This window comes from Corynebacterium sp. HMSC064E07, from assembly GCF_001815745.1.
GTDB classification, from domain to species: Bacteria; Actinomycetota; Actinomycetes; order Mycobacteriales; family Mycobacteriaceae; genus Corynebacterium; species Corynebacterium jeikeium_D.
In genome coordinates this window covers 26,381-43,150 of the sequence record NZ_KV821825.1, presented here as the reverse complement: position 1 = coordinate 43,150, position 16,770 = coordinate 26,381, and the positions used below count along the sequence as shown (strand labels likewise).

The window sequence follows — 16,770 nt, the reverse complement described above, 5'->3', positions numbered from 1 at the left end:
TGTTTTTTGGGTGACCAGTTTCAATGGTGATGAATCGACCTCGCACATCTCGCCAATCAGTGCCGCGGCCCGCAGCGCTGGGCTTGCGTAACGACGATCGGACGCGGGCTGACCTGGAAGATTTGGGGTGGTACAACGAGGAGTCCCTACATCTGTTGTGGGGTCTTGCCGGAGCCAGCGACCCCAAGCTGGCGCTTATGGCGCTAGTGCGGCTGAAAGGCGCTCTCGACGAGCTGGAGCAGCAGGGAAAGCTGGAGAACTGGGCCACCTGGTCCGGTCTCGATGAAGCCATGCGCGAGCAGGTGCCGCTACGTACGCGTATGTTTGCGCTGCTCGGCGGCTCGAGTGCACTGGGCGATCACCTGGTTGCACACCCAGAAAAGTGGGTTCTGCTCCAAGCTGAGTTTCCAACTGAGGCAGACATGTTCCGCGAGATGCTCTCCAGCGTCGGGGCTGTGCCCGAGGTCATCGAACTCACTGATGAGGCCAGTCTGGAAAAGCAGGAGGATCCCGAGTATCGCAACCCCGTCGTTGCGCCCGCCACGCTTGAAGGCCCCGGTTTGTACCGTGCGAAGCTAACCGGCCGTGAGGCCGAAGTTGCGATGCAGTGCGCCTACCGCGACTTGATCATGCGTATTGCGTGCTACGACTTGGCTGGCACGTATCCACGGGGTCCTCGCCGTCCGGGACAGCCACAAGTCCCATTCCGTCAGGTCTCGGAGGCACTCAGTGATCTGGCTGATGCGGCGTTGACGGCTGCACTCTCTGTCGCGGTGCAACAGGTCTTTCCTTCGTCGCCGGTCTCAACACGCCTGGCCGTAATCGCCATGGGCAAGTGCGGTGCGGAAGAGCTGAACTACATCTCCGATGTGGATGTCATATTCGTCGCAGAGCCGGCGGATGCCCGAGCCACCCGTTTGGCCAGCGAATTTATCCGGATTTCTTGCCACTGCTTCTTTGAGGTCGACGCGAATCTCCGACCGGAGGGTAAGTCGGGTGCACTCGTACGCACCGTGGATTCCCACGTCGCCTACTACAAGCGTTGGGCCGAAACCTGGGAGTTCCAGGCGTTACTGAAGGCGCGGCCGATGACAGGCGATATCGAGCTGGGCCGCGAATACATCGATGCTCTAGCTCCGATGGTGTGGACCGCCTCTCAGCGGGAATCCTTCGTCGATGATGTTCAACGCATGCGCGCCCGTGTGGTCCAAAACGTCCCCGAAGAGCTTCGCTACCGAGAGCTCAAGCTCGGTCGCGGTGGTCTGCGTGATGTCGAGTTCGCGGTGCAGCTGCTGCAGCTGGTCCATGGTCGCTATGACGATAGCCTCCGCGTGCTGCCAACTGTGATGGCACTCGACGCACTTGTCGAGGCTGGCTATATCGGTCGCGAAGACGGTGCCGCGCTGATTAACGCCTACGAGTTCGTCCGTCTGCTGGAGCACCGCCTGCAGCTGCAAAAGATGCGGCGGACGCATTTGTTGCCTGCCGACGACGACACCGAAGCTCTTCAGTGGCTCGGTCGCGCCTCTGGCATCGTCGGTGAGGGCGGCACCGATGCCAGCAAACCGCTGGCCAAGCAGGTTCGACTGGCCAGCTCACAGATCCGCTCCCTGCACAACAAGCTTTTCTACCGTCCACTGCTGAACTCCGTGGTGGAGCAGGACATTGGAACCCTGCAGCTATCGGCCGATGCGGCAAAGCGCCAGCTGGCCGCGCTGGGCTATCAGTACCCGGATCGCGCCTACGAGCATCTTTCTGCGCTGGCGGCGGGCACCTCGCGCAAGTCGCGTATTCAGGCGATGCTGCTACCGACGCTGATGGAGTGGCTATCGTCGACGCCAGACCCCGACGCGGGTCTGCTCAATTATCGCAAGCTCTCTGAGAAGCTCCACGACGAAACGTGGTTCCTGCGTACGCTGCGCGATGAGGGCGTCGTCGGCCAGCGGTTGATGCGGGTGCTCGGTTCTTCGCCGTACGCGTCTGATCTGATTATGAGTGCGCCGGACGTAATTAAACGGTTCGGCGACGGCGCGTCCGGGCCGAAGCTACTGAATACCGACTCCGATGCAGTCGGGCGTGCGCTGGTCGCAGCGGCTGCTCGTCACAACAGTCCAGCTAAGGCCATTGGTGTGGCACGTGCGTTGCGCCGTGCAGAGCTCGCGCGCATTGCCTCCGCAGATCTCTTCGGACTGATGGATGTGCAAGAGGTCTGTCACTCTCTGTCGATGGTGTGGGACAACGTACTCGAAGCTGCCCTCGCCGCCGAAATCCGTGCATGGTCGCTGGAGCATCCTGACTCGGAGGTCCCGGGCGTTATCTCCGTGATTGGTATGGGGCGACTCGGCGGTGCTGAACTGGGGTACGGCTCCGATGCCGACGTGATGTTCATCTGTGAACCCCGCAAGGACGCCGATGGAGCGCCGCTTGTCGACGATTCCGAGGCGGTCAAGTGGGCAACCAGGATTTGTGACTCGTTGCGTCGTCGGCTGGCAAAGCCAAGCCAGGACCCGCCATTGGAGGTCGACGTGGACCTGCGCCCAGAAGGACGCTCGGGCCCGATTGTCAGGACCCTGGATTCCTATGTGACCTACTACGAGCGCTGGGGTGAAACCTGGGAGATTCAGGCACTGCTACGGGCTACCTGGATTGCCGGCGACAAAGACCTGGGCACCCGCTTCCTTAAGGCCATCGATCCGCTGAGGTACCCACAGGGCGGAGCTGATGCCAAGATGGTCCGCGATGTCCGTCGTATGAAGGCGCGTGTTGATTCCGAGCGGCTGCCTCGCGGAGCTGATCGGCGTACCCACACCAAACTCGGTTCCGGTGCACTGACCGATATTGAATGGACTGTGCAGCTGCTAATCATGCTGCATGCCCACGAAGTGCCGGAGTTGCACAACACGTCGACACTGGAGTGTCTGGAAGTGCTGAAAGACCGCAGAATTCTAGATGAGGAGGATACCGACGCACTTCGGGATGCCTGGCTGATGGCGACGAATGCTCGCAATGCGCTGGTGCTCACGCGTGGTAAACGCACGGATCAGCTGCCACAGCCGGGGCGTCAGCTGACTCAGGTCGCAGGTGCGGCGGGGTGGGAAGCATCGGATTCCAACGGTTTTATTGAGCACTATTTGCGTCTGACTCGTCACTCCAGCCGTGTCGTCAATCGTGTGTTTTGGGGTGAGGAGAACCCCGACCACGAGTAGGCCGGGCAGAGGTCTGCCGCACCTCGCTGCGAGGCTCATTATGTGGCAGCGGGGTGCAGCCTTTGTCTTAGCACGGCGACCGGGCATAATGGTGGGCTATGGAACGCAACGTCGATTACTCGGTACGCCCTAGGTATGAGGATTTCATTCTCAACCTAGATGGCACTGACCTGCGTTTTTTATTGAGCCGCACGTGTCCAGCAGCTGACACCTCAGCTGCTGGACAAGAGGCGGTGGAATTGCTGATGTCACAGGATTCAGCGCATACGGCGCTGTCTTTTTGTGATCCCGATGTTCTCGATGTGGCCCAATTGGTTCATATTCTGGAGGATTCCGCATCGCTGGATACCCTCACAGAAGTGGCTTATTGGGCATCGGATGCGGACGTGATGGCGCACGATACGCCGAAGGGCGTTGACCGCAAGCGTCGTCGCGTCGGCAAGCAGCAGCTTGAGCATGTGCTACGCCGTGGCCAGCGCCAGGGGCTCGTGTGGGAGGAACCGGCGGGCGTGTGGCATGTGCCACCACATATTTCGGAGGTGTTCCCGGCGGAACCGAGCCTCAGTTTCCGCGTCGCCGACTTGGTGGCGAATATGCCAGCGGATGTGCTGAGTCGCCGTATGGAGCGCATGGGGCTGGAGCCGGATAACGCGCCGGGAGAGGGCACATCGCGAGCTCTGAACGCCAGCGATTTAACGGTGCGGAATGTGCAGGCTCGCCAGGTGGAGCACATTGCAGGCTTCCTCTGCGATCCGGTGAAGGTGCGGGCTCTGGTGATGACAGCTCCGGTGGATATTCGCAATGAGCTGCGCTGGATGGCAACCGACGAGAAGTACTTGCCCTCCTATATGTGGTCTGAACTACGTGCCGACGCGGTGCGCTGGGCCGAAGAGCGTCTGCTGCTGACTGTGCTAGAAGAACCGGCGATACCGACATTTGAGCAAGAATCGGAAGCACGCAACGAATCGACAGTGGTTGCCCGCCTGGTGGGCGCAGTCGCGTTGGCGCTCAAGGGCGACATGTGGTCGATTCGTAAGCCGCATCCGACGGAGTCTTTCCCGGCAACGCTGGAGTCAAAGGAATTGACCGAAGCTTCGGTGGCTGCGGTGGCGTTTGCTTCGGCGTTTATGGATGCTGCGGGCAGCGGCGACGGGCGCCTGAAGGACCCGTTGCACATGTATGAGGAATCGAGCCTGCTGTGGATTCAGGACTTCGCAGCCTCAATAGGGGCGAGTGCTTTCGCGGCGCCCTGGATTGTGGAGATGCTGGTCAACGCGGGATTGATTCACGCTGACAGCGGGCATCCGACGCCGCGCGCACTGCAGTACTGGTACAACGCTGATGCCTCGACTCGATGGGCGTATCTCGCGGCGGGCTTCCTCGTTGGTCGCGGTCCGTGGCACGGCGAGTTTCCGTGGGTGACCATGGGTGTCGATGATTTGTCGCATGCCACCCTTGCCTACGGCTACCCGTATGCCGCGCGTGAAGTAGTGTCACTGGCCGCGCAGCTGGAGGAAGATCAGAAGTTCTATGGCTGCTGCGTCGAAGGGCATATGGCTTGGAATGTCGACAACCTCTGCGCTCGCAATGGCGCCGATGGGGAAGCGATGGTCGGTTGGCTACTGGAGCAGGCCGGCATCTTGGGCATTCTCTACCATGGGCACGCCTCCTGGCAGGCCATGGCCATCATGTATGCCTTGCACGACATCTGGCTGACTGATCAGCACGTCGGTGCTCAGCGCATGGCCGAACTCATCGCTGAGTATGCCGCTGGTCAGGTGCCGACGGCGGAGGCAGTCCAGATTGCCCGCCTGTTCAAGGATGCCGCACCTAACGAGCGCCTGGCTGCCACATTGGATGGCGTCGCCAGCAACCAGGTTGCCCTCGCGTTGGACTTCATCGGCGACCGCGAAACCTGCGCGGAAACTTCTCGCTGGATTATTTCCGAGGAGAGCCTGCGTCGCGCTTGCCTCGCGGTTGACGGCGACGTCGATGTCCTGTTTTCCCAGCTGGGGCCACTGGTCAATAGTTCTATGAAGCTGGTCATCTACGCCGAGCTAGTCCGCATTACCAAGACCGAGAAGCTGCAGGAAATGTATGAGCGTGAGGCCGTAGCAGCAACGCCTTCGCTTGACGACGTCCCGGAGAACGCAGCCTCCGAAACTGACACCGGTGAGCGCGCTTCCCATGGTGCTCAGACCGATGGCAGCGAACGCACGGCGGATAGCGGCCGCGCAGACTCCTCTGGGCGATCGGAGGACTCGGATGACTCGGAGGGACTGGAAGGACCAGAGCAGCTTTCGCTGTTCTAGCCGCTCCGTCTCTCGACTTCCTGTAGTTCCTACTCCGTAGGTTCCAGCTCAAAACGGCTCTGCTGGGCGACAAAGCGTGCCGCCGCACGCTTTGCAACCAGCAGGCCAACGAAACCAATCACCCACACACCGACGACAGCCAACCAGCCAATGCGGAAGGTCTCCCAGGTGTAATTTCCATCGGGAGCTGCAATATCCAGCAGGAAGCCGACACCTTGTGCAGCGAGCATGGTGGCCACAAAACCGCCCATATTCGCCAACCCAGTGCCGGTGGCGAGTACCTTGCGATCGACCTCTTCGCGCACTGAGTCAAAGCCGAAGTTGGACATTGCACCAAGACCGGCCATTAGGATGTTGACTACGATAATTGCCCAGTACGCTGGTGGGTTGCTCGGTGCCAGGAACACAAGCCAGACGGCCATGTTGATAAACGCGATTGCGACAACAACCTTGATACGGTCGCGGCCGGTGCGTGCCGAGACCATGCCCATCAACGGCCCGGCGATAATTACTGACAGCGTGTTAACGACCAGCACCACACTGGCCTCGGAGGGCTTAAGACCCATACCTAGCATCATCAGAGGCATGCCCCACAGCAATGTGAAGATGCACTGATGCATCAAACCAGTCCAGTGAGTGAAGAAACCCTGCCAGCACACCGGGTGAGTGGTCACAATCTTCAGAGTCTGGCCGATAGTTAGTTTCTCATCGGCTGCGGCAGAGGCTCCGCCATCGGCAGCCGTTTTCGCGGCCTTCTCGGCGGCGCGGCGTTTACGAAGTGACATCTTGGCTGTGGAGGAGTTCTCCGGGACGTCGGCAAGCGCGATCATGCCTACGATAGCGATGAGAAGACCCGCGGTGCTCAGCGACAAGAACGCGGGCACCCACCCCGCGGCGTGCAGAATCGCGAGGAACGGGACCGCAGAGATGAACTGGCCGAGCTGGCCAAGACCAGCCGTGAGCTGCGTGAACAGCGGAGTGACGCGCAGTGGGAACCACGCGGGAAGCAGTCGCATCGCACCGAGGAATGCGGTGGCATCGCCGGCGCCGATGAACACACGAGCGATGACAGCCAGCGGATACGATGTCGTAAACGCGATGATGACCTGGCCTAGCGCCATGATCAGTGCGCCCACGACCATCGTTTTCTTGGCGCCGACGCGGTCAATGATGATGCCCGTCGGAATCTGCGCCAGGGCGTAGACGCCAACCTGCACGGCGGTGAACAGCGCGAGTTGGGAGGCGTTGATATGGAAGCGATCGAGCGCCTCGACGCCAGCGACACCCATGGAGGTGCGGCCGACGATGGCAACGATGTAGGTAATCAGCGCCGCCAGCCAGACGGCAATCGCGCGGCCAGTGACGTGCTCGCGCGGGTCCTTTGCCACCGCTGTGGCGGGCTGATCTGTTGATGAAATCTGATCTTTACCGTTACGCTGCTTTACCACTCGCCACATTGTAGACCCCATCAACCAACCGGCCTGAAGAGGGGTCGCACCGGGGCCTAGATGGCCCCGATCATGCCTGCGGCAAACTACCTTTGTGCCTTAGCCAGAACTTCCTTCACGAAGTCCGCGACCACCAGCCGTGAGACCTTGAAATCAATTACGGCAACGGAAGCCTCATCGGAGTTGGAAACGTCATGGAAGTAGGCGTCGAGTTGGGCAAAGTCCTCAGGTTCGCCGACACTGAAACCGTGAGCGCCATAGGCACGTCCGACTGCGGCGAAGTCGTAGTCGGCAATCTCCATGGACGAGGTGTCCAACCCGACATCGCCAAACTGGTGCAGCTCCGCGCCATAGGCAGCATCGTTAATGAACACCACGCAACCGCCACGACCACGCCGCAGCTGCTCAATCGCCGCAGGTAAATCCGCAATACCCATCGTGCCGCCACCGTCACCGGCGACTAGCACGCAATAGTCCTTGGGGCGTGCCGCCGCGAGGCCGACAAGTGACCCCATGCCCAAACCAATTGACTGAATCGCCGTGCCCACAATCACTTGCTGCTGCGGACCAGGCACATCAAGATATTTCGGAACCCACCCCAGGAAATGGCCACCGTCAGTACACACAGCGCGCTGATTGGGCAGGATACGATTCAGATACTGCAGGCACGCCCGCGGATCCAACCGGCCATCCGCGCACGTCAGCGACTCGACCTCCGCTGTCGTCGGCAGTGTCTTCAACTCCGCACGCCATGTGCTTGACGACGCCCCCCGGGACTTCTCCAGCTGCTCTGCCAGTACGGGCAGAAGTTCCTCCAACTTAGCCAATAGCGGTGTCACCGACGGCTGAGCAGCGGGATGGGGCTCGTCGACAACCTGGATAATCTTCGCGTCCGGTGCAAACATGTTGCCGCCACGGTTTTGGAAAGCGTTGAAGCTTGCTCCCAGGAACAGCACCACATCGGCCTGTCGAGCTAGCTCCACCTGCCACGCGTGCGCAAAACCGCCCACGGTGCCAATCTGCCACGGACTGGAAAGCACATGACGAGCCATCGCTGAGTGCATAAACAGTGCCCCCGCACCGTCCCCGATGCGGCGAACTAGATCTGCGGTACCAGAGAGCAACACACCTCTACCAGCAATAATGAGTGGGCGACGGGCAGTTTGCAGTTCCTCGGCCAGCGACGCGACAGTTGACTCCAACCATTCTGGTCGGCCGGTGTGCAGATGCTCCTGATTAGTCGACTGTGTTTCAGACGCAGATGCCGTAATCGGTGCTTCTTGGATGTCATAGGGGAGCAGCAGCACGACAGGCTGCCGAGAACTCAGTGCGTGCTGGACCGCAAAGTTTGCGTCGTCAAGCGCGGACTCGGGAGTAACGGTGCGATGACAGACGTCGAGGGCGTCGAGGAGCGCCGCCTGATTAAGGTCAAAGGGACGTGGGCGTTCCGGGTGCGTGCCGACGACAAAAATTAGCGGAATACGGGCTACTCGAGCCTCGGCCAGAGTGGTTAGCGCATTGGTAAATCCTGCGCCGCAAGTGGCGGTCGCGATGGCAAGCCCTCCACCTGCACGGTGGAATGCATCGGCGGCCCCGACAGCAGCCGATTCGTGTCGGACGGAGGAGTAGCCGAATCCCGATTCAGTAAGGGCTGACGTGAAGTGGGAGTTCGCGTTGCCGATGAGACCGAAGCAGTGGTCGCAGTGCTGGGCCAGTGTGTCGGCCAGCGCCCGCGAGACCGTGGTTGTCTTTTGGGAACCTTCCTGCGGGGAAGATGCGGGCGCGTGGGGCATAGGACGGCTATTAACTCGAGTGAAACTCATGTGAACAATTGTGAGGTAATCACGGGGGTAATAACAGCCCTATAGCCCAAGATAATGCCGTTTGCCCTTAAAAAAGAGGGCACTATTCCACATCGCTGCTGCGCGGATGGGGGGGGGGGGGGGTTGGGCTATGCCCGGTTTTAAGCCACGTTGTCGTCGATGAACTTCTTCACCACATCGACATCATTCGGCAGCTCGGTAACGCGGCGCGGGGCATTCATGATGTCCGCGAAACGCTCCGGGCAGTCCGGCTCGCGTCCGGTGGCCTCCAGGATGGTCTCGGAGAACTTTACCGGCAGAGCGGTCTCCAGGCAGACAATTGGGGTGGATACCTGGTCTACCAGGCCGCGGGCGACGTGGATGCCGTCAGCGGTGTGCGGATCGACCATGACCTCTAGGCGCTCCCAGCAGTCCTTGATGGTCTCGACGCGGTCAGCGTGAGTCGAGCGACCGGAGAGGAAACCGTACTGGGCAGAAGCCTCCGGGAAGATCGGATCAGCAGTAAGAGAGAAGCCGCCCTCCTTGACCTTGACACCAAAGAGGTCTGCAGTGCGCTCAGCATCGCGCCCCAGCAGATCGAAGATGAAACGCTCGAAGTTAGACGCGCGGGAGATATCCATCGATGGGGAAGAGGTAGCCTGAGTCTCCGCAGCGCTGCGCACGCGGTAGGCACCCGTGCGGAAGAACTCATCCAAGACATCGTTTTCATTGGTAGCCACAATCAGGCGGTCAATTGGCACACCCATCTGGCGCGCAATATGGCCGGCGCAAATATCACCGAAGTTGCCGGTCGGCACACTGAAGCTGACCTTCTGCGCGTTGTTCGCCTCAGCACCGTTGCCGCCAGTGACACGAATCCACGAGGAGACGTAGTACACGATCTGAGCCATCAGGCGAGCCCAGTTAATCGAGTTGACTGCACCAATGTGGCGGCTGGCCTTGTACTCCAAGTCACCGGAGACGGCCTTAACGATGTCCTGGCAATCGTCGAAGACACCGTCGAGGGCGACGTTGTGAATGTTGGCATCCTGCAGACCAAACATCTGAGCCTGCTGGAACGCGGTCATTCGACCAGCCGGAGTTAGCATGAACACGCTGATTCCCTCACGGCCGCGCATTGCATACTCGGCCGAGGAACCCGTGTCACCAGAGGTGGCGCCGAGGATGTTCAGGGTCTCGCCACGACGAGCCAGCTCATACTCGAAGAACTCACCGAGCAGCTGCATCGCCATATCCTTGAATGCCGCTGTGGGGCCCATGGACAAGTGACCGATGTAGAGCTGATCTTCCAGCTTCGTCACCGGCACAATATCCGGATCGGAGAACTTCGGGTAGGTGTACGCCCGTGCACAGATACCGCGCAAATCCTCCAGTGGAATGTCGTCCACAAAAAGGCTGACGACCTCTGCAGCCAAGGCTGCGTAACCGTCGTCGACAAGCACGGAGCGCCAACGCGTCAAAGTGGCATCGTCAACCTGTGGGTACTCGACCGGCAGGTAGAGGCCACCGTCGTTAGCGAGACCTCCCAGGAGAATGTCTGAGAACTTGTGCGGCGTGCGCTCTGGGTCGCGAGTCGAAATGAAGTCCAAGGCGGGCCCCTTACATGTATGCCAACACCCGCCGCATCGGCCCATAAGAAGGCCTTTTGAAAGATTGCGACGGGGTTGACCGGTGGATGTTTTCTTTAATTTTTACATATGCACCGAAGCCAGTTAGGCCTCGGTTGTGGAAGATGCGGAATTGGCCTCTTCAGCGTCGAAGCTGAGCTCTTCGGAACGGTCGATGACATCATCCTTGGCAAAGCGGTTAACAATCATGGCAATTGCACCGTCTCCAGTGACATTACATGCGGTACCGAAGGAGTCGATGGCGATGTAGGCGGCAATCATCAAAGCGACCTGCTCCTGATCGAAGCCCAGCATGGACTGCAGCACTCCGACCGCGGCCATAATTGCGCCACCTGGAACGCCCGGAGCCGCGATCATGGTGATACCCAAAGTGAGAATGAAGCCGATGGCCATGCCCGGCGAAAGCGGCTTGTCCGCCATGAACATCACGGCAAATGCGAACAGCGTGATTTTCATCATCGAACCGGCCAGGTGGATGGTTGCGCACAGCGGCACGGTAAAGCCTGCGACCTTCTCTGAGACACCATTCTTCAGCGCGGCCTTGTAAGTCACCGGAATGGTAGCGGCCGAGGAGGAGGTACCGAGTGCGGTGGCGTAAGCCGGCAGCATGTTCTTCAGGGACGTCCACGGGCTGCGGCCAGCGATGGCGCCAGCGATGGAGAACTGGATTGCCAACAGGAGCACGGTGCCGATGACTGCCAGCAGCAGCACCTTGAAGAACATCGACAGCGTCGTGGTCAGGTTGCCGTTCATGCCCATAGACAGGAACATGCCGAAGATGTAAATCGGCAGCAGTGGGATGATAAATGCCGAGATGATCTTCATAATCACGTCGCGCAGCTGCGTCGCACCGCGGTAGAGCGAGTCCGACTTCACGGTGGTCATCGCCACACCGACCGTGAAAGCCAGCAGCAGGGCGGTCATGACGTCAAACGGTGGTGGCATCTCTACATTGAAGAAGCTCTCCAGCGCGCCCTCATCAATATCCACCGATGTGCCGGCCTGATCAGCGCCGAGCAGCCAAGGGTAGAGCCCCTGGGTGGCGGCGTAGGCCAATAGACCCGAAAACACCGTCGAGCCGTAGGCGATAGCAGTGGTAATACCCAGCCACTTTCCGGCGCCGCGGCCCAGGCTAGCAATCGCCGGCGTGATGAGGGCAAAAATCAGCACCGGGATAAAGAAGCCCAGGAAGTTACCAAAGAGGCCATTGAAAGTGACAAAAATTCGAGCCAGCCAGTCCGGGAAGAAAAAGCTGCAGACAATGCCCAGAATAATCGCGACAATAACGCGGAAAAGGAGCGTTTGCGTAAAACGCATTCGGGTACTCATAGTCAATCCTTGTTCGGATGGAATTTACTTCTCTAGCGTGCGGTATTTACGTTATGCAACGCAAATAACCGGGTGTGGTTTTACGCCTTTTCGGCTACCTCTTCTGCAACGGTCTCGTCGGCAAGCACACTCGCCGGGCGATTTGCGCGCTGCTTTCGCGTGACGACGTCAATTGCGTAACCAATTACCGTCGCTGCCAGAGTTGGCAGGAACCATCCGAACTCGATGGTCTGACCAGGTACGAGACTGAGGAAGTCCGCCAAAGCAGAACCACCGACACCCAAACCGGAGAGCACCGAGATACCCGACCAGATGGTGGCAACCCAGACGCCCAGGCGGTAGGTGTAATGCAGCTTGAAGGAGTAGGAAATGACCGGGTCGAGAAGAGTCAGTGCAATCAGCGTGATAGCCGGCGGGTAAATAAAGGTGATGATTGGCGCGGCAATCGCCAGTACCTGAGACAGCCCCTGTGTTGCCATTACGAAGGACATGACCGTGAAGATAATCGCCCATGCCTTGTAACTGATGCCCGGAAGTAGCAGGTTGAAGAACTCGCTGGTGGCGGCAATCAGGCCGACAGCCGTGGTCATACATGCGAGCAGAACGATGAGGCCGAAGACGATTTGTCCGACCTGGCCCATGGCCAGCTTGGAAGCCTCTGCGAGAATGCCCGAGCCGTTATCGAAGGAGGCGGCATTCGGCAGCACCTGGCCGACATAGCCCAGACCCAAGTAGATGATGGCCAGCAAAATGCCGGCGAACAGGCCTGAGATCATTGTGCCGCGAACCATACGCTTGCCCTCTGGGACACCGCTGACGCGGAGGGCAGAAATGACAATGATGCCGAATGCCAGGCCGGCGATGGAGTCCATTGTGAGGTAGCCCTCGACCAGGCCGGAGGCAAATGGGGTAGAGGAGTACTTCTCAATTGGCGCAGCCGGAGCGGCATCGAATTTGAATGCCGACATTCCAACCAATACAACCAAGAGAATTAGCAGAGCCGGGGTGAGGATCTTGCCCAGTTTGGACACAATTTCATTCGGATTCCACGCAAGTGCTAAGGCGATACCGAAGAAAACAAAGTAGAAGGCCGCAGCGACGGCCAGTGAATCACTGCCGAAAATCGGCTGGACACCGGTTTCGTACGACACGGCACCGGTACGCGGCAGAGCGTAGAAAGCACCGATGGAAAGGTATGCGATTACCGGGAAGCCTAAGGAAAAGATGCGGCCCGCGCGAAACGCTAGGTCACGCAGGTTGTTGCCTGAAATGGCGATGGCGATGATGGCCAGAACTGGCAACGCCACACCGGTGAGCAGGAAGCCGGTGATTGAGGGGCCAAAATTGGTACCGGAATCCACTCCGAGCTTCGGCGGGAAGATGAGGTTGCCCGCGCCGAAGAACATCGAAAACAGCATGAGAGCTGTAACAACGATAATGGAAGCGAAAGACTTCGGGGACTCCACTCCGCTCGACTTGGTCATGAGAATTGTGTTCTTTCTAAATTAGTGTCGCCCGTAAGGTCAAGGGCGATGCTGCAAGCTGCTGTGGCGACGCCGTTGTTGCCTGTGCTGCGGTGGCGCAAACGCCCGTTACAACAGCGCAATTGCAGTTCGTGTGCCCATGTAGATGAAAGGCCACGATGTCGAAAACTGACACTCTTAATGTGAAATTGTGAATTTTCACGGGCTGGGTGGAGCCTGATGCGTGAATTAAGTTGCGGCTTGTATGAGCCGTCTTTATTGGAATTATTAAGGGGCTTCGACGGCGTTGGTGGTGCCGACGAAGGCACTCTATTTATCCTAATGGGGCGTTCGAGAGAGAGAAAATCAAGAAATTTCCCAGAAAATTTGCTGCCTGTGATGGGGCAGCGAACATAAGAGAAAGAGCCTGGCGCACACGTTTACGCTGACAGCGTGTGTACGCCAGGCTTAGTGCTAATTCCGTCGCTCTACAGCAGATCCTTCACCTTCGGATCCACCAGCGCGGTCACTGCGGCCTTCGCATCGGCCGCAGTTTCGGCATCGACAGCGTATGCTGCCATCTGCTGGCAGGTAGCGCGGTCGTGGAGGCGGAGAGCGGCGCGGACGGCCGGCACCTTCTTGGAAGCCATGGACAGCGAGCTCACGCCGAGGCCCACCAGGACCAGTGCCAGCAGCGGGTCACCGCCGGCTTCACCGCAGACACTAATGGGCTTGCCGGTAGCATTGCCGCCCTTGCATGCGGACTTAATCATTTGCAGCACAGCCGGCTGCCATGGAGATAGGAAATCCGCCAGAGCCCCCTGCATACGGTCGGCCGCCATAGTGTACTGCGACAAGTCGTTAGTACCAATGGAGGCAAAGTCCACAATGGACAGCAGCTGCTTCGCACGAATCGCTGCTGCGGGGACCTCAATCATGATGCCGACCTTCGGCAGGCCACGCTCACGCGCTTTGTCCGCAAACCACTTTGTTTCTTCGACCGTTGCGATCATCGGAGCCATAACCCGTAGGTCAGCCTTGCGCCCGGTGGCGTCAAACGCAGCGGCGAGTGCATCCAGCTGCGTATCCAGCAAATCTTCCCGAGCCTGCGACAGGCGCAGTCCGCGGCGACCCAGCGCCGGGTTTTCTTCCTCGCCTAGGTCGGCAAAGCTCAGCGGCTTATCCGCACCCGCATCCAGCGTGCGCACAACCACGCGTCGCTCACCGAATGCCTTCAGCACACGAGTGTAGGTTTCCGTTTGTTCCTCCAAACTCGGAGCCTTGTCGCGGTCGAGGAAAAGGAACTCAGTACGGAACAGGCCGGTGCCCTCATTATCCTGCGCTGCCGCAGACTCACCATCTTCCGCGGTACCAATGTTGGCCAGCAGATTCACCGGGTAACCATCAGCGGTCTTGCCTGCGCCCACAGACTGCGCTAGGGCTGCTTCCCGGCGTCGAGCGCGCTCTTCCAACGCGGCGACCTCATCGGCGGTCGGATTCGCAATCACCTCACCGGCGCCGCCGTCAATGGCGACGAAGGTTCCGGCCTCGAGTTCCATGACGCCCTTCGCCTTAACGACGGCTGGAATGCCCAGCTGTGCTGCGAGGATAGCCGTGTGACTGGTCGGCCCGCCACCAGCGGTGGCAATGCCTACGACCAACTCGGGGTCAAGACCCACGGTTTCGGCGGGCGCGAGATCGTCGGCAAGCAGAATAGTTGGGGTGGAGACATCCGGGACGCCCGGTTTTGGCAGGCCACGCAGCTCGCAAATTGTGCGGTCGCGAACATCGTAGAGGTCGGTGACACGTTCAGCCATGTAGCCACCGAGACTGGTTAGGAGCTGCGCGTAGTCCTCAACGGCATCGTGAACGGCCTGGGTGACGCCGGAACCCGCCTTGAGTTTCTTCACCACGGCCTTGGCGAGCGCCCTATCGGAAGCCAGTTGCGCAGTGGCCTCCAGAATCGGACGTGCCTGCGGGCTGGAGTGCTCAGCCTGCTTCTTCAGCGACTCTGCGACGTTGGCCATCGCCGCGCGGACGCGCTCACCATCGGCGACGGGATCGGTCGACGACGGCTCTTGAGTATCAACTCCCGGGGCGGGGAGTACCTTTACTACTTCAGCGCTGGCCGTACCGGTCGAGACACCGATGCCATAGATGACAGTGTGCTGCTCGTTCATTGCTTCCGATCTCCTTTTCGGGACCTCTGCGGGGATACTCGTCGGTCGTGGTGTGCCGTGGTGTTATCCAGGAGCGTTCTAGCTGGGCTTACTCGGCATCAAGGTCGCGCTCGAGCATGGCTGCAAGCTCGTCCAGAGCTGCAGCTGCGGAGTCGTCCTCGCAGCTCAGCGTGACTTCGTCGCCGTGCTTAGCGCCGAGGGTCATGACCTCCAGGATCGAGGCGGCATCGGCCTCTTCGTCGTCAAGGGAAATGACAATGTCGTAGTCGTACTCAGCAGCAGCCTGAGTGAACAGGGAAGCCGGGCGAGCGTGCAGGCCTACGGAGGAACCGATGGTAGCGGTACGAGTAATCATGGTTGAATCCTTTCGGGTCGAATATGTGAAATTTTCTGACTCAGGCACAGTGCCTGTACACCCCACCGCGAGTGCGCCGCCCGCTGGTGCTTGCTTGTCATCAACGTCGCGCACGCTCCGGGAAGCCCTGGAGGCGGTGGGAGATACAGCCGCTGCCTGCACAATGCGTGCAATGTGCAGGGTGAGGTAGGAAACTTCGTCTTCCGTCAGCCCCGACCCCAGACGCAGTTCAATGACTGCGGAGATACGCTGTGCGCAGCGAAACGCCTCTGGGGCGGAGTCACGGATGGCCTGGCCAATAGCGGAGGAGTGATCTTTCAACTGCTCATGCTTGGCAATCCGGACGAACAAGTAGCGCAGGTGCGTGATGAAGCGCCCTACATTGACAGTCTCTGGCTCCAGCGTGATACCAAAATCACTTTCAATGATTGTGAGCAGCTGCTGCAGCACGCCCGTCATGGTGTAGGTGAAGCTCAAATCACCCGTAGAAAAACCAGCATTGACCAGGTGTAACGTAATCGCCACCGCTTCTGGGCGGGGCAATGGCGCTATACGACGGTCATTGAGGGCGCGATTGATATGCGACAAAATCGCCTGCGCCTGCGCGTATTCTTCACTATAAAGTTGGCTGACTTCCGCGAGCAGCGGGTAATCGGCTCGCTGCCCGTTAGCTGCCCTCATGATGGCGAAACCAATGTGATCGGCCAACGCCACAAGGAGGGAAGCGTTCTTCGTCATTGATTCCGGCAGGCCGGCTGCGGTTACCGCATCGGTCACAAGAGTCATGTGAGCCAGCGGAATTTCTGTGAGCATCGTGGCAATATGGTCCGGATCGCGGCCTTCTGCCGGGACGAAGATTCGGACTACTTTGCTCGAATCAACCGGCTGTCCCGGGCGAGCCTTGAACCCAATTCCGCGGCCGGTGATGATTTTCTCGCCGGTCGCGTCCTTGGCCAGGACCACGTTGTTATTGAATACTCTCAGGATTTCCATGTCGGTAACCGTGAACTCCTCCATAAGTTGAGG

9 protein-coding genes and 1 pseudogene are annotated in these 16,770 nt (G+C 59.4%); 2 read left to right on the top strand and 8 right to left on the bottom strand.

Features of this window, described 5'->3' with window-relative positions:
* The first annotated feature begins 23 nt into the window (after nt 1-23).
* Together HMPREF3053_RS08165 and HMPREF3053_RS08160 are read left to right on the top strand one after the other, a co-directional pair.
* Nucleotides 24-3,206 (top strand): bifunctional [glutamine synthetase] adenylyltransferase/[glutamine synthetase]-adenylyl-L-tyrosine phosphorylase, encoded by a 3,183-nt coding sequence (locus tag HMPREF3053_RS08165; RefSeq protein WP_070438619.1) that lies wholly within the window; start codon nt 24-26, stop codon nt 3,204-3,206.
* Between the two features lie 98 nt (nt 3,207-3,304).
* Nucleotides 3,305-5,518, top strand: coding sequence for a hypothetical protein (locus tag HMPREF3053_RS08160; protein WP_070438616.1), 2,214 nt, complete (start codon nt 3,305-3,307; stop codon nt 5,516-5,518).
* Nucleotides 5,519-5,547: 29 nt separating this feature from the next.
* On the opposite strand, the gene HMPREF3053_RS08155 is transcribed toward HMPREF3053_RS08160, so the two are convergent.
* From HMPREF3053_RS08155 to HMPREF3053_RS11225, 8 genes and pseudogenes are all read right to left on the bottom strand, one after another.
* Nucleotides 5,548-6,975 (bottom strand): MFS transporter, encoded by a 1,428-nt coding sequence (locus HMPREF3053_RS08155; RefSeq protein ID WP_049189591.1) that lies wholly within the window; start codon nt 6,973-6,975, stop codon nt 5,548-5,550.
* 77 nt (nt 6,976-7,052) lie between these two features.
* Entirely contained in the window at nt 7,053-8,789 is a 1,737-nt protein-coding gene (locus tag HMPREF3053_RS08150) for a thiamine pyrophosphate-binding protein (protein WP_224784053.1), read from the bottom strand.
* 140 nt (nt 8,790-8,929) lie between these two features.
* Nucleotides 8,930-10,378 (bottom strand): threonine synthase, encoded by a 1,449-nt coding sequence (gene thrC / locus HMPREF3053_RS08145; RefSeq protein WP_049189589.1) that lies wholly within the window; start codon nt 10,376-10,378, stop codon nt 8,930-8,932.
* Nucleotides 10,379-10,501: 123 nt separating this feature from the next.
* Nucleotides 10,502-11,746, bottom strand: a complete 1,245-nt coding sequence (locus HMPREF3053_RS08140) for a dicarboxylate/amino acid:cation symporter (RefSeq protein ID WP_070438613.1) — start codon at nt 11,744-11,746, stop codon at nt 10,502-10,504.
* Between the two features lie 80 nt (nt 11,747-11,826).
* A complete protein-coding gene (gene brnQ / locus HMPREF3053_RS08135; RefSeq protein ID WP_070549801.1) occupies nt 11,827-13,230 on the bottom strand; it encodes a branched-chain amino acid transport system II carrier protein in 1,404 nt (467 codons plus the stop codon).
* Between the two features lie 467 nt (nt 13,231-13,697).
* The gene (ptsP, locus tag HMPREF3053_RS08130) at nt 13,698-15,389 is read right to left on the bottom strand and encodes a phosphoenolpyruvate--protein phosphotransferase (RefSeq protein ID WP_049170190.1); all 1,692 of its coding nucleotides are present in this window, start codon (nt 15,387-15,389) and stop codon (nt 13,698-13,700) included.
* An 88-nt stretch (nt 15,390-15,477) separates the two neighbouring features.
* Complete coding sequence (locus HMPREF3053_RS11230; protein ID WP_224433282.1) at nt 15,478-15,744, bottom strand: HPr family phosphocarrier protein; 267 nt, start codon at nt 15,742-15,744, stop codon at nt 15,478-15,480.
* A 177-nt stretch (nt 15,745-15,921) separates the two neighbouring features.
* A pseudogene (locus tag HMPREF3053_RS11225) lies at nt 15,922-16,737 on the bottom strand (PRD domain-containing protein); the annotation flags it as partial.
* Nucleotides 16,738-16,770: the final 33 nt, after the last annotated feature.

Excerpts from the sequence above, each read along its gene's own strand:
- HMPREF3053_RS08150 (WP_224784053.1), bottom strand. The coding sequence starts at position 8,789 with ATGAGTTTCACTCGAGTTAATAGCCGTCCTATGCCCCACGCGCCCGCA.
- HMPREF3053_RS08165 (WP_070438619.1), top strand. The coding sequence starts at position 24 with ATGGTGATGAATCGACCTCGCACATCTCGCCAATCAGTGCCGCGGCCC.
- HMPREF3053_RS08155 (WP_049189591.1), bottom strand. The coding sequence starts at position 6,975 with ATGTGGCGAGTGGTAAAGCAGCGTAACGGTAAAGATCAGATTTCATCA.
- HMPREF3053_RS08140 (WP_070438613.1), bottom strand. The coding sequence starts at position 11,746 with ATGAGTACCCGAATGCGTTTTACGCAAACGCTCCTTTTCCGCGTTATT.
- ptsP (WP_049170190.1), bottom strand. The coding sequence starts at position 15,389 with ATGAACGAGCAGCACACTGTCATCTATGGCATCGGTGTCTCGACCGGT.
- HMPREF3053_RS11230 (WP_224433282.1), bottom strand. The coding sequence starts at position 15,744 with ATGATTACTCGTACCGCTACCATCGGTTCCTCCGTAGGCCTGCACGCT.
- HMPREF3053_RS08160 (WP_070438616.1), top strand. The coding sequence starts at position 3,305 with ATGGAACGCAACGTCGATTACTCGGTACGCCCTAGGTATGAGGATTTC.
- brnQ (WP_070549801.1), bottom strand. The coding sequence starts at position 13,230 with ATGACCAAGTCGAGCGGAGTGGAGTCCCCGAAGTCTTTCGCTTCCATT.